Origin of the sequence: Actinomycetospora sp. TBRC 11914, assembly GCF_012933465.1 — a bacterium.
Taxonomy (GTDB): Bacteria; Actinomycetota; Actinomycetes; order Mycobacteriales; family Pseudonocardiaceae; genus Actinomycetospora.
Window position 1 is genome coordinate 121,820 of record NZ_JABBND010000010.1, and the last position, 13,017, is coordinate 134,836.

The following is a 13,017-nucleotide window of genomic DNA, read 5'->3' on the forward strand; positions in this document are numbered from 1 at the left end:
TCCTACGACCACCCCCACCGCCGCGCCACGTCCGGGTGCGAGCGCACCCACCCGCGGACGGCGTTCTCGCCGTAGGCGGCGTGCAGGGGGTTGGCGGGGTCGTGGGTCGGGTCGTAGGCGTCGGGGTCGTACGCCTCGCCGAGCTCGGCGACGAGGTCCGCGGGCAGCGTCAGCGGTTCGACGACGGCGTCCAGGCGCGGGCCCAGGAAGAACGCCACCGAGAAGCGGTCGACGCCGGCCGGCGGGCTGGTGACGCGGTGGCGGGTCGCGGTGAGGTAGCCGCGGGTCGCGATCTCGAGCATCTCGCCGATGTTGACGACGTAGCCGCCCGGCACCGGGGTGGCGTCGATCCACGCGCCGGGGGAACCGTCGGCGGTGTCGGGGAGCTGGACCTGCAGGCCCCCGACGGTGTCCTGGTGGAGCAGCGCGAGGAACCCGTAGTCCTTGTGCGCGCCGACGCCCTGGCGGCTGGCGGTCCCGCCCGGGTAGTGGATGACTTTGAGGTGCAGGTGGGACTCGTCGTCGAACCACCGGTCGAAGTGGTCCGGGGCCTGGCCGAGCGACTCCGCGAGCGCGCGCAGGATCTCGCGGCTCACCCGCAGCGCCTCGGCCTGCCACGCGAGGACCGCGGTCCGGAGCCCGGGGAGGGTGGTCGGCCACCGGTTGGGCCCGACGAGACCGGTCCAGGCCGGGTCGCCGGGGTGGCGGGGCAGCGGCTCGCGCTCCGGCCCGACGTCGATCTGCTCGCGCTGGTCGGCCGCCCCGGCGGTCTGCTCGGTCCCGACGCGGCTGTACCCGCGGAAGTGCGGCGAGCCGGTGTTCTCGATGGCGCGCCGCTCGGCGACCGGGAGCGCGAAGAAGCGGCGGACCCCGTCGTCGAGGGAGGCCTCGAGCGCCGGGTCGACGCCGTGGCCGGTGACGACGAAGAACCCGACGTCGCGCGCCGCGCGGCGCAGCTCGTCGAGCAGGGCCGGCCGGTCGGGACCGTGCAGCCGGCGCAGGTCGAGCACCGGGAGGCCGGTCGAGGAGCCGGGCGCGGCGGGGGAGAGGGTCTCGCTCATCGGCTCCGAGTCTGCGCTCGGCCGTAGCTCGGATCCCGCCGCCGGTGATCCCGGTCACGGGCTCGTGTGGTCACCGGGACCGGGTGGTCGTCCGGGGACCGCCCGGCAGCGATGGCGTCCCCGTGATCGTCGGGCTCCATGATCAACAGACCTGGGTGGTCGTCGGGAGGAGCTCGTGGCCGCCACCCAGGGCTGGTGATCATGTGGGGTCGACGGGGCGGTCAGCTCCCGGCGACCGGGGTGCGCGCGGGCCGGCCCGACGGCTCGAGCACGACGTCGTGGCGCACGCCGCCGGCGCCGATCGTCACCGACTCGGCCCGCGGCCGGTACCCGGGTGCGGAGCAGATGAGCAGCGCCGCCCCCGGTCGGGCCCGCAGCGTGAACGAGCCCTCGGAGTCGGTGCGGGCCCGCCCGAGCTGGCGCCCGCTCGGGTCGGTCGCGGTGAGCGTGGCGCCCACCGGGCTCCCGTCGGTCGCGGTCACCCGACCCGTGACCGTCCCGCCGGGCTCACCGGCCGGGCCGGCACTGACCGGAGCCGCCGGCCGCGTCGGGACTCCGTGGCCGTTGCCGTGGCCGTTGCCGTGGCCGTTGCCGTTCCCGTTGCCGGTGCCCGTCACGGCGGGCGCGGGTCCCGACGGTGCCCCGTGCTGGTCCAGGTGCCCGACGGTCGGCGCCGGGAGCGCCGGGCCGGCCGGGTCGCCCTCGGCGGGCTCGACGCGGGCCTGTGCCGGGACGTCCTGGTGGACGTACTTGCCGCCGCGGAAGAGCGAGGCGATGGCGCCGATGAGGCAGACCCCGATGGCGACCGCGAACACGACGACGAGCCCGTCGTGGAAGGCCCCGGTGACGAGGTTCGGGAAGAACTGCTTGCCGATCAGCGTCGCGGCGTTCCCCGGCGGCAGCGAGCCGAGCACCTGCGGGCCGAGGACCTCCTGCATCGGGTTGTAGCCCAGGAACGCCGCGAACAGCGTCCCGACCGGGGGCAGGTTGGCCACCTCGTGCGCGATGTTCGCGGGCACGTTCTGGGCGGTCAGCCCGGAGAACAGCGCCGTGGGCATCGACGAGGCGAGGCCTGCGATGAGCATCGAGAAGAAGATGCCGATCGAGAGCGCCATGCCCGAGTTCTGCAGCGTCGACATCATGCCGCTGCCGGCCCCGCGCTGGTCGGCCGGCAGCGAGTTCATGATCCCGGTCATGTTCGGGGAGATGAACAGGCCCGAGCCGACGCCGTTGACGAAGAGGATGACCGCGAAGACCCAGTAGTTGAAGTCGGTCGGCACCAGGAGCAGCCCGACGAAGGTCAGCGCGACGATGACGAGCCCGCCGGTGGCGAACAGGCGCGCGCCGAACCGGTCGGAGAGCACGCCGGAGATCGGCGCCGAGACCAGGAAGCCGATGGTCAGCGGCAGCATGTAGATCGCCGACCAGAGCGGGGTCTGCTCGTACTCGTAGCCGTGCAGCGGCAGCCAGATGCCCTGCAGCCAGATGATCAGCATGAACTGCAGGCCGCCGCGGGAGAGCGCGCTCATCAGCGTGGCGACCAGGCCCGACGTGAACGCCCGGATCCGGAACAGCTTCAGGTTGAACATCGGCTGGGAGACGCGCGTCTCCACGAAGCAGAAGATCACGAGGACGACGACGCCCGCGATGAGGCAGGACAGGACGAACGGGCTCGTCCAGCCCTCGGCGTGGTTCCCGTAGGGCTGGATGGCGTAGATGACGCCGACGAGCAGCAGGATCAGCCCGACCCCGAAGGTGAGGTTGCCCCACCAGTCGATCTTGTGGGCGCGACGGCCGGCCGGGTCGCGCAGCGTCTTGTAGGCCCAGACGGTGCCGATGACGCCGAACGGGACGCTCACCCAGAACACGAGACGCCAGTCGACCTCGGAGAGCACGCCGCCGACGAGCAGACCGATGAACGACCCGCCGATCGCGGCCACCGAGTTGGTGCCGATCGCGAAGCCGCGGCGCTCGGCCGGGAAGGCGTCGGTGAGGATCGCGGTGGAGTTCGCCATGAGCATGGCGCCGCCGATGCCCTGCACGACGCGGATGAGGATCAGCCACAGCGCCCCGCCGCCCCCGGAGAAGGGGTCGAGCGCGAGCGCGATCGAGGCGACCGAGAAGACCGCGAAGCCGGCGTTGTAGATCTTCGCGCGGCCGTACATGTCGCCGAAGCGGCCCAGCGTGACCACCAGCACCGCGGTGACCAGCATGTAGCCCATGATCATCCACAGCAGGTAGCTGATGTTGCCGGCCTGCAGCGGGTTGATGCCGATGCCGCGGAAGATCGCGGGGAGCGAGATCAGGACGATGGAGGAGTTCATCGTCGCCATCAGCACGCCGAGCGTGGTGTTCGACAGGGCGAGCCACTTGTACCCGGGGTGGTCCGGGTGGGCGCGCGAGACGGGCGCGGAGGCGGTCGCCGTCGTCGTCATGGGCCGTCCGATTCGTTAGTGAGAGCAACGAGCAGAACGATTGTAGTGTGCACCTATCTGGGACCCAGGCACATGTGACCCTCGTCCGACTCCCCGCGGCGCGCACCTCTCGACCGAGGGTTAGGTTGACGAGACAACTGTTCGAGCACGGGACGGGAGCCCTCGTGAAGATCGGGATGCTGGTGCTGCGGCTGGTGGTCGGGCTGCTGTTCTTCGGCCACGGCATGCAGAAGCTGGCCGGGTGGTTCGGCGGTGGCGGCATCGAGGGCACCGCGCAGGGCTTCGAGGGCATGGGCCTCAAGCCGGGGCGCGACAACGCCGTCGCGGCGGGCCTGTCCGAGGCCGGCGGCGGGGCGCTCCTCGCGGCCGGGCTGGCCACCCCGCTGGCCGCGACGATGATCACCGGGGCGATGGGCTCGGCCGTGTTCCACGTGCACAAGGCCAACGGCCCGTGGGTGACCAAGGGCGGCTGGGAGTACAACGCGGTCCTGACGGCGGCCGCCCTCGCGGTGGCGGCCGAGGGGCCCGGCGACCTGTCGCTGGACCACGCGCTGGGCACCGAGCGCTCGGGGGCCGGGGTCGCGCTCGCCGCGCTCGGCGCCGGGCTGGCGGGGTCGGCCGGGGTGGCGGCGCGGGCTCGCGCGCTGGCCTGACGACGGGGCTTTCCTGCCACACCGCGCGCCGACGACGGGGCTTTCCTGCCACACCGTGCGCCGACGACGGGGCTTTCCCGCCACTGGATGCAAGCAACGACGCTTCGCTTGCACCCCGGCGACGTCAGGGGCGGGACATCGCCGCCACCAACGCCGGCCCGTCCCACGTCGACCCGACGAGGGTGCGGCGCAGCGTGAGCGCCGGCCGCGTCGGGTCGACGGGCTTCTCGGCGAGCTGGTAGGCGGTGACGTAGCCGGCCGCGTCGAGGGGGGCGAAGTCGGCGGGCGACCAGTCGCCGTAGGGATAGGCGAAGTGCCGCACCGGGGCCCCGGTGATCGCCTCCAGCTCGGCGCGGGGCCGGACCAGCTGGACGTCCCAGTCGGTGCCGGCGTACCGGTCGGCGCGGTGGTGGTCATAGGTGTGGGCGGCGACGGTGTGCCCGGCGTCGTGCAGGCGCCGGACGTCGTCGCGCGACATCCACGTCGGCTTGCCCAGCGGCACCGTCATGACGAAGAACGCCGCGTGCATCCCGCGCCGCGCGAGCTCGGGGACCCCGGTGGTGATCTGGCTGCCCCGCGAGTCGTCGAAGGTCAGCAGCACCGGCTTGGGCGGCAGCGGCGCGCCGGTCGTCAGGTGCGCGAGGTGCTGGTCGGGCGAGATCGTCGTGTACCCGCCGTCGCGCAGGGCGTCGAGCTGGGTGCGGAAGGCGGCCGGCGGGCAGATGAGCGTGGCGCGGGCCGATGCCGAGTCGCCGGGTCGCCAGTCCCGCAGCTGGTGCCAGCACAGGACGGGGACGTCGGCGATCCGGGCGAGGACCTGCGCGGCGGGGTCGGCCGCCGTCGTCGGCGGGGGTGGTGACGACGAGGGCGGGTTCACCGGGGCGGCCGGAGCGGCGGTCGAGCACCCCGCGGCGGCCAGCACGGCGGCACCCGCGGCCCCCAGCAGCACGGTCCGCCGTCGCAGCCCCATGCGGTGATCGTCGGCGACGACCGGCTGCGGACGGTGCCCGCGACACGGCGCAACAGGGTGAATCCGGCGGATCCGCCCACCCCCGTTCCCGGCGTACCGTGCTGGCCACGGAGGGCGCGACATGGAGATCCAGGCGCTCCGCTACGTGGTGACGCTGGCGGAGGAACGGCACTTCCGGCGGGCGGCCGAGCGCCACTACATCGCGCCGCAGGCCTTCGGCCGGCACGTCCGGGCGCTGGAGCGCGAGCTCGGGACACGGCTCTTCGACCGCACCAGCCGCCGGGTCCGGCCCACCGCCGAGGGCGTCCGCCTGGTCCGCCACGCGCAGGACGTGCTGGCCCGCGTCGACGCGCTGCGCGAGCAGGTGCGCGCCGCGCCCGCCGGCGCCTCCGACGGCGTCGTGCGGGTCGGGGTGCTCGGGTTCGGGGCGGCGGAGCGCTGGCCCGCGCTGCGCGACCTCGTCGGCGAGCAGCTCCCGGGCGCCGACCTCGTCCACGTCGAGCTGGACTGGGACTCGCAGTACGAGGCGGTGCGCGACGGCGAGGTCGACGTCGCGGTCGTGCACGACGTCGGGCCGGTCGACGGGCTGCGCCTCGACCCGCTGCTGTGGGCCGAGCGGGTCGCCGTCGTGCCCGCGTCGTCGCCGCTGGCCGAGGCCGCGCGGCTCGAACCGGCCGACCTCGAGGGGCTCGCGTGGGTGCGCCCGGTCGGGCGGCACCCGGGTCTGCGCCGGTGGGCGGGTCCGGCGATGGACGTCTCGCGGCGCAGCCCGGTGGTGCGCACCCCGGCCGCGATCCCGGCCGCCGTCGCCACCTCGGGGATGCTCGGCGTGCACGGCGACCCGGCCCGCCGGTTCTTCGCGCGGCCCGACGTGCGGTTCGTCCCGCTCGCCGGGGAGGCCGCGCAGGTCTCGGTGGCGACCCGCGCGGACGACCGCTCGCGGGCCGCCGTCGCCTTCCGCCAGGCGGTGGGCGTGCTCGCCGGGGCGACCCCGCCCGGCGTCGTCAACCCCTGATCGCAACCGATCCGGCACCTGATCCGGGCGCCGCGCGGTGCCACGGTCGGTCCTCGACGAACCCTCGACGAGGAGGCCCGCGATGACGCGACGGCTGTCCGACCACTTCGGCCACCTGTTCCCGACGACGGCCGTGGGCTCCTATCCGCGGCCGCGGTGGAACACCTTCGACCTCGGCGCCGAGGACATCCGCGTCGCGCTGCGCCGCGGCGACTTCCACGAGGCCTACGCCGACGGCGTCCGCGCGATGATCGGCGACCAGATCGACGCCGGGCTCGACCTGCCCACCGACGGCCACCTCTGGTACGACCGCCACGAGGGCTTCATCTCCTCGTTCCTGCTCTACCCCAGCTACCACCTCGACGGCATCGAGGTCCTGCCCGCGCCGAACCACGCCATCCCCGGGATGGGCCGCGAGGGCGCCGCCGCGTTCGAGGGGACGTGGAGCGAGGTCGTCGTCGACGGACCGGTGGGGCGGGGCACCATGCACCTCGCCGACCTGTGGACGACGGCCCGGTCGGTCAGCCCGCGCACCGTGAAGTTCGCCAGCGGCATGGGCCCGGCCAACCTCGCCGGCTGGCTCACCGACCGTCACTACGGCGACAGGAAGGCGCTCTACCGCGACCTCGCGGACGCCTACAACGCCGAGTTCCGCGACGCGGTCGCCGCCGGGGTGGAGGTGCTCCAGCTCGACGACGTCGGGTTCACGCTGCACGCGCCCGAGGACTACCCGCTGGTGGTGGAGACGCTGAACCGCGCGCTCGAGGGCGTCGACGCGCTGCGGATCTTCCACATCTGCCACCTCGCGAGCGGGGCGCCCATCGGCATCACGCCCTACGCCGGGTTCCACGAGCTCGTGGCGAACGAGCTCGACGTCGACGCGGTGGAGTACGCCTTCGCCGAGACCGGGTTCCCGTCCGACGACGCGGCCCTGTGGTCGCGCTACCCGAGCGACAAGGGCCTCGGCGTCGGGTGCATCGACATCAAGCGCCTGGTGGTGGAGACGCCGGACGCGGTCGTCGCCGGGGTGCGGAAGATCCTCGAGCACGTCCCGGCCGAGCGGGTGCACCTGACCACCGACTGCGGGATGTTCAGCCTGCCGCGGCCGCTCGCCCGCGCGAAGCTCGTCTCGATGACCGAGGCGGCGGCCCGGCTGCGGGCCGAAGTGGGGTAGCGATGCGCACCAACCCGTCCTCGCTGCTCGGCGCGGGCGACGACGTCGCGGTCCCGCCCGGGTCGGCGGCGCTGGACTACGAGCTCGAGATCGCCGCGGTGATCGGGCGCGAGGGCCGGGACCTGTCGCCCGGGGACGCCGTCGGTCACATCGCGGGCTACGTGCTCTTCTGCGACTGGAGCGCCCGTGACCTGCAGGGCGCCGAGATGCGCCTGAACCTCGGCCCGGCGAAGGGCAAGGACTTCGCGTCGAGCTGCGGGCCCTGGATGGTCACCCCCGACGAGCTCGTGCCCACCGCCGCGATGGCGGCGTCGGTCAACGGGCGGCCGTACAGCGCGGGCCGGCTCGACAGCCTGTACTGGTCCTTCGGGCAGATGATCGCCTACGCGTCCCGCGGGACCCGGGTGGTGCCGGGGGACCTCGTCGGGTCGGGCACCGTCGGGACCGGGTGCGTGCTCGAGCTCTCCCGGGTGCACGGCGCCGACGCCTATCCGTGGCTCGCGCCCGGCGACGACGTCCACCTCGAGGCCGAGGGGCTCGGCGCGATCGACGCGCGGGTCGTGCCCGGCCCCGCCCCGATCCCGCTGCGCTGAAGGAGGCCCCGTCATGAGTGCCCGCCACGACGACATCACCGAGCCCGGCCCGCCCCGGCTCGAGGAGGTCTCGGAGGACATCCACGCCTACGTCCAGCCGGACGGGACGTGGTGGATCAACAACACCGGCTTCGTCGTGGGCCCGCAGGGCGTGACGGCGGTCGACTCGTGCTCCACCGAGCGTCGGACGCGGGCGTTCCTGGACGCGATCGCGTCGGTGTCGGCCGCGCCGGTGCGCACGCTGGTGAACACCCACCACCACGGCGACCACACCTTCGGCAACGCCCTGTTCGCGGGCGCCACGGTGGTCGCGCACGAGAAGGCGCGGGCCGAGGCCATCGCGTTCGGACCGGCGCGCGAGCTGCCGTTCTGGGACAACCCGGAGTGGGGCGACCTGCCCCTCGAGCCGCCGTTCCTCACCTTCACCGACCGGGTCACGGTGCACGCGGGGGACCTGCGCGCCGAGGTGGTCCACGTCGGGACGCCGGCGCACACCACCAACGACTCGATCGTCTGGTTCCCCGACCGTTCCGTGCTCTTCTGCGGCGACCTGGTCTTCCATGGCGGCACCCCGTTCCTGCTGATGGGCTCGGTGACGGGCGCGGTGGAGGTGCTGGAGAACGTGCTGCTGCCCTTGGGGGCGCAGACCGTGGTGCCGGGCCACGGCCCGGTGTTCCACGACCGGGCGCCGGTCGACGCGACGCTGGACTACCTGCGGTTCGTGCTCGACGTGGCCCGGCGCGGCCGGGAGGCGGGGGTCAGCCCGCTGGACGCCGCGCGCGACACCGACCTCGGCCGGTTCGCCGACTGGCCCGACGCCGAGCGCATCGTCGGGAACCTCCACCGCGCGTACGCCGAGCTGGACGGGCTGGAGCGGGGCGGGTCGATCGACGTGTTCGGCGCGCTGGGGGACATGGTCACCTACCACGGCGGCCCGCTGAGCTGCTTCGCGTAGCGGCGCTCCGCTGGGCGGCGAGGGCCTCGACGACGTTGCGCACGAACCGGTCCGGGTTCTGCGTGAGCTCGTACCAGGTCGTCCGGATGACCACCCAGCCCTCCAGGACCAGGGCGTTCTGGCGGGCCGTGTCCCGGAGGAACGCCCGCAGGTCGCGGTGGTAGGCCCACCCGTCGATCTCGACGAGCACCCTCTCCGCGAGGAGGGCCAGGTCGAGGACCGCGAGCCCGTAGCCGGGGAGCCGGACCTCGTGGTCGGCCAGCCACCCGCCCACGCCGGCCTCCCGGAGCTCGCGGTGGGCGATCCGTTCCGCTTCCGACCGGGCCCCGCCGTCGGCCAGCGCCAGCAGCGTGCGGGCGGTCCCCGTTCCCCGTCGGCCGGCCGTCCGCAGGTGCGCCGCCCGCAGCGCGTCGAGGCCGACCGCGCCCTTCGTCAGGACGCGGTCGAGGAGGTGCGCGCCGGCGACGAGGTCGAGGTCGGCGACGGCGGCCAGCACGGCGACCGGCTTGGCGGCCACCGCGACGCCGTCGACGACGACCCGGTCCGGGATCGGGACCGCGCGGCGCACCAGGCGCACTCCGGGACGGGGCCGGGGACGGCGCTCGTGGGAGACCGCGACCTCCACCTCGTCGGGCGGGACGTCGATCACCCGCCACCAGTACAGGGCCGACCGCCCCGTGAGGGTCGCGGTGTCGCCGAGCGACAGCATCGCGACGCGGATGCGCGTGCGGGGGGTGGCCGGATGATCGGCGGCACGGAGCACGCCGTGCAGCTCGGGCACCCACTCGCCACGCGCGATCTTCGCAGCGACCGCCGCCCGCGAGTACCCCGCCGCACGGGCCTGCGCGGTGCTGAACACCCCGTCCTGGTCACGCCGTGTCCGCCGGAACCGGGCGGCCCGCTCGTCGATCCTCATGCGGCTTCGACGCCACCCGGTCGCGATCGGCTCCCGCCCACGAAGAAGATCCCGATCCTGGTCGCGAGTCGTGGCGCCGGTTGGGCGTGTCGCACCCAGGATCGAGATCTTCATCGTGGCGGTGCCCGACGCGCGGCCGCGGACCCGGTGGTCACCCGCCGTCCCGTCCGCGCCCCACGCCGGCGTCGCCCAGCTCACGAACGTGGCACTCCGGGCCCCCACATGGCAGGCTCGACGACCATGACCGCCGGAGTCCGCCTCGTGGCCCGTCGCCACGTCGACTTCGGCCGCGTGTACAGCTGCGCCTGTCTGTTCTCCTGACGCCCGCCCGCGCCCGGCGTCGTCACCCCGTCCGACGACGCCCGCCCCGACGCGCGCCGCGGACGACCACGTCCCCCGTCCACGACCCCGCCCACCACAGAGCGGGGCCGCCCCAGGAGAACCCCGACCCGTGACCCGATCCCGTTCCCGTCGCGCGCTCGCCGTCGTCGCCGCCGCGGTCGCCGCCCTCGCCCTCGCCGCCGGGTGCTCCCGCGCGCAGGAGGCGCCGTCCTCCACCCCGGTCGCCGACCAGGGCCCCGCCCAGCAACTGCGTCTCGGCTACTTCCCGAACATCACCCACGCCGGCGCCCTGATCGGGGTGCAGAACGGGCTGTTCGCGCAGAACCTCGGCCAGACCAAGCTGACGACGGAGACGTTCAACGCCGGGCCCGAGGAGACCGCCGCGCTGCTCGGGAACTCGATCGACATCGGGTTCATCGGCTCCGGCCCGGCGATCAACGCCTACAAGCAGAACCCCGACGGCATCCGGGTCATCTCCGGGGCCACCTCGGGCGGGGCGCAGCTCGTCGTGCGGCCCGGGATCACCAGCCCGCAGCAGCTCCTGGGCAAGAAGATCGCCACCCCGCAGCTGGCGAACACCCAGGACATCGCGCTCAAGAAGTGGCTCAAGGAGAACAACCTGCCGATCGGCACCGGGCCGGGCGCCGTCGAGGTCGTCAACATCGACAACGCCCGCGCGCTCGACGCCTACAAGACCGGTCAGCTCGACGGCGGGTGGCTCCCCGAGCCGTACGCCTCGCAGTTCGTCCTGCAGGCCGGCGCCACCCAGCTGATCGACGAGCGGACGCTGTGGCCGAACGGCCAGTTCCCGACGACGGTCGTCATCGCCCGCACCGACTTCGTCCAGGCCCACCCGGCCACCGTCGCGGCGTTCCTCAAGGGCCTCGTCGCCGCCGAGGACCTCGGGACGTCGAACCCGGCCGCCGCGAAGGCCGCCGCCAACGCGGGGCTGGGCGCCTCGGGCAGCAAGCCGCTCCCGCAGAACGTCCTCGACCGGGCGTGGAGCAGCGTCAGCCTCAACCCGGACCCGCTGGCCGCGCTCTTCCCGCAGCTCGCGCAGGACGCGGTGACGGCGGGGACCGCGAAGTCGGCGACGAACGTCAAGGGCCTCATCGACGTGGGCCCGCTCAACCAGGCGCTGACGCAGGCCGGACGGCCCACGGTGGACGCCGCGGGCCTCGACCAGAAGTGACCACCCCTCGGAGGACTGCACCATGACCGCCACGCTGGACCGCCGGGACCGGGCACCCCGCACCGGCCCGCCCGCCGTCGAGGTCGCGGGAGTCTCGAAGGTGTTCGGGTCGGGGACGGACGCCGTCGTCGCGCTCGACGGCGTCGACCTCACGGTCGCCCCGGGGGAGTTCGTCTGCCTGCTCGGGGCGTCGGGGTGCGGCAAGTCGACGCTGCTCAACCTGGTCGCCGGGCTGGACCAGCCGACCTCCGGGACCGTCGCCGCCGGCACCGCGCGGCCCGCGGTGATGTTCCAGGAGGCGGCGCTGCTGCCATGGCTCACCGCGGGGCGCAACGTCGAGCTGCCGCTGCGCCTCGCCGGGGTCGGCCGTCAGCGGCGCAAGGAGCGCGCCCAGGAGCTGCTCGGCCTGGTCCGCCTCGAGGGCCAGGCCGACAAGCGGCCCCACGAGCTCTCGGGCGGCATGCGCCAGCGGGTCGCGCTCGCCCGGGCGCTCGCCGCCGCCACCGGGACCGCCGGCTCCGGCGCGACCGAGGTGCAGCCGGGCGTGCTGCTCATGGACGAGCCGTTCGGGGCGCTCGACGCGATCACCCGCGACTTCCTGCAGGCCGAGCTGCTGCGCGTCTGGGAGGCGACGGGCACGACGATCCTGTTCGTCACCCACGACGTGCGGGAGTCGGTCCGGCTGGCCGAGCGGGTCGTGCTGCTGTCGAGCCGCCCCGGTCGTGTCGTGCGGGAGTGGGGCACCGGCGAGGACACCGACGCCGAGGAGCTCCACGACCACATCACGAGCGAGCTGCGCGAGGTGATCTCCGCCCATGGCCGCTGACGACCAGGCGGTGCTCACCGAGGAGCGCGACGAGTCGATCGACGTGGGGCGCGGCCTCGACGCGCTCGACACCCCGACCGAACGACGGGTGCCGTGGTGGCGGCGGTTCGCGACGAGCGTCCTACCGCCGATCGTCGCGGTGGTGCTGTTCATCGTCGTCTGGCAGATCCTGTGGGCGTCGGCGATCTGGCCGGAGTTCAAGCTGCCGTCGCCGGAGGCGGTGTTCGGGACGATCGGCGCCGAGTTCGCCAGCGGCCAGGCGCTGTCGATCATCTGGACCTCGATCAGCCGTGCCGTGCTGGGCTTCCTGTTCGCCCTGGTCATCGGGACCCCGCTCGGGCTCCTGGTGGCGACCGTGCCGGTGGTGCGCTCGGCGATCGGGCCGATCCTGACCGGGCTGCAGAGCCTCCCGTCGGTGGCGTGGGTGCCCGCGGCGGTGCTGTGGTTCGGCCTGACCGACGGGACGATCTACTTCGTCGTCCTCATGGGCGCGGTGCCCTCGATCGCGAACGGCCTCGTCTCGGGGATCGAGCAGGTGCCGCCGCTGCTGCCGCGCGTCGGCTACGCGATGGGCGCGAGCCGGTCGCAGGCGGCGCGGCTGATCATGCTGCCCGCCGCCCTGCCCGGGTTCTTCGCCGGCCTCAAGCAGGGCTGGGCGTTCTCGTGGCGCTCGCTGATGGCCGCCGAGATCATCGCGACCTCGCCGAGCCTCGGCTTCGGCCTCGGCGCCTACCTCAACCAGGGCCAGTCGCTCTCGGACATGCCCTCGGTGATGGCGGCGATCCTGCTCATCCTCATCGTCGGCATCGGGGTGGAGCTGATCGCGTTCCGCCCGGCCGAGCGGCGCATCCTGCGTGCCCGCGGCCTGGCGACCGGACCGTGACC

The 13,017-nt window shown here is 74.0% G+C and carries 12 protein-coding genes; 8 read left to right on the top strand and 4 right to left on the bottom strand.

Going from position 1 to position 13,017, the window contains the following annotated elements; all coding sequences use genetic code 11:
- Positions 1-2 precede the first annotated feature (2 nt).
- On the bottom strand, positions 3-1,061 hold the full coding sequence (locus tag HH311_RS16840) for an isopenicillin N synthase family oxygenase (protein ID WP_169184831.1): 1,059 nt from the start codon (positions 1,059-1,061) through the stop codon (positions 3-5).
- Positions 1,062-1,282: 221 nt separating this feature from the next.
- Positions 1,283-3,496, bottom strand: coding sequence for an MFS transporter (locus HH311_RS16845; RefSeq protein WP_169184832.1), 2,214 nt, complete (start codon positions 3,494-3,496; stop codon positions 1,283-1,285).
- Positions 3,497-3,660: 164 nt separating this feature from the next.
- Here HH311_RS16845 and HH311_RS16850 point away from each other — a divergent pair, with 164 nt between their 5' ends.
- Positions 3,661-4,149 (top strand): DoxX family membrane protein, encoded by a 489-nt coding sequence (locus HH311_RS16850; protein WP_169184833.1) that lies wholly within the window; start codon positions 3,661-3,663, stop codon positions 4,147-4,149.
- Positions 4,150-4,273: 124 nt separating this feature from the next.
- Here HH311_RS16850 and HH311_RS16855 read toward each other — a convergent pair whose 3' ends face one another.
- On the bottom strand, positions 4,274-5,119 hold the full coding sequence (locus HH311_RS16855; protein ID WP_169184834.1) for a polysaccharide deacetylase family protein: 846 nt from the start codon (positions 5,117-5,119) through the stop codon (positions 4,274-4,276).
- A gap of 121 nt (positions 5,120-5,240) precedes the next feature.
- Between HH311_RS16855 and HH311_RS16860 the strand changes: the two genes are divergently transcribed.
- The 4 genes from HH311_RS16860 to HH311_RS16875 all read left to right on the top strand — a co-directional run bounded on the left by HH311_RS16860 (position 5,241) and on the right by HH311_RS16875 (position 8,856).
- Positions 5,241-6,134 carry a LysR family transcriptional regulator gene (locus HH311_RS16860; protein WP_169184835.1) on the top strand — a complete coding sequence of 298 codons (894 nt, stop codon included), beginning with the start codon at positions 5,241-5,243 and terminating at the stop codon, positions 6,132-6,134.
- Between the two features lie 82 nt (positions 6,135-6,216).
- Positions 6,217-7,308 carry a hypothetical protein gene (locus tag HH311_RS16865; RefSeq protein ID WP_169184836.1) on the top strand — a complete coding sequence of 364 codons (1,092 nt, stop codon included), beginning with the start codon at positions 6,217-6,219 and terminating at the stop codon, positions 7,306-7,308.
- A gap of 2 nt (positions 7,309-7,310) precedes the next feature.
- Complete coding sequence (locus HH311_RS16870; RefSeq protein WP_169184837.1) at positions 7,311-7,901, top strand: fumarylacetoacetate hydrolase family protein; 591 nt, start codon at positions 7,311-7,313, stop codon at positions 7,899-7,901.
- Positions 7,902-7,914: 13 nt separating this feature from the next.
- Positions 7,915-8,856: an MBL fold metallo-hydrolase gene (locus HH311_RS16875; protein ID WP_169184838.1), complete on the top strand. Its 942-nt coding sequence runs from the start codon at positions 7,915-7,917 to the stop codon at positions 8,854-8,856.
- Here the strand turns inward: HH311_RS16875 and HH311_RS16880 are convergent.
- Complete coding sequence (locus tag HH311_RS16880) at positions 8,819-9,772, bottom strand: DUF559 domain-containing protein (RefSeq protein ID WP_169184839.1); 954 nt, start codon at positions 9,770-9,772, stop codon at positions 8,819-8,821. The genes HH311_RS16875 and HH311_RS16880 overlap by 38 nt on opposite strands.
- Before the next feature lie 451 nt (positions 9,773-10,223).
- Between HH311_RS16880 and HH311_RS16885 the strand changes: the two genes are divergently transcribed.
- From HH311_RS16885 to HH311_RS16895, 3 genes are read left to right on the top strand one after another with little or no spacing between them, the layout of a single operon-like run.
- Positions 10,224-11,306 (top strand): ABC transporter substrate-binding protein, encoded by a 1,083-nt coding sequence (locus HH311_RS16885; RefSeq protein ID WP_169184840.1) that lies wholly within the window; start codon positions 10,224-10,226, stop codon positions 11,304-11,306.
- A gap of 22 nt (positions 11,307-11,328) precedes the next feature.
- Positions 11,329-12,132: an ABC transporter ATP-binding protein gene (locus HH311_RS16890; protein ID WP_169184841.1), complete on the top strand. Its 804-nt coding sequence runs from the start codon at positions 11,329-11,331 to the stop codon at positions 12,130-12,132.
- Complete coding sequence (locus HH311_RS16895) at positions 12,122-13,015, top strand: ABC transporter permease (protein ID WP_169184842.1); 894 nt, start codon at positions 12,122-12,124, stop codon at positions 13,013-13,015. The genes HH311_RS16890 and HH311_RS16895 overlap by 11 nt, the downstream gene beginning before the upstream one ends.
- Positions 13,016-13,017 lie beyond the last annotated feature (2 nt).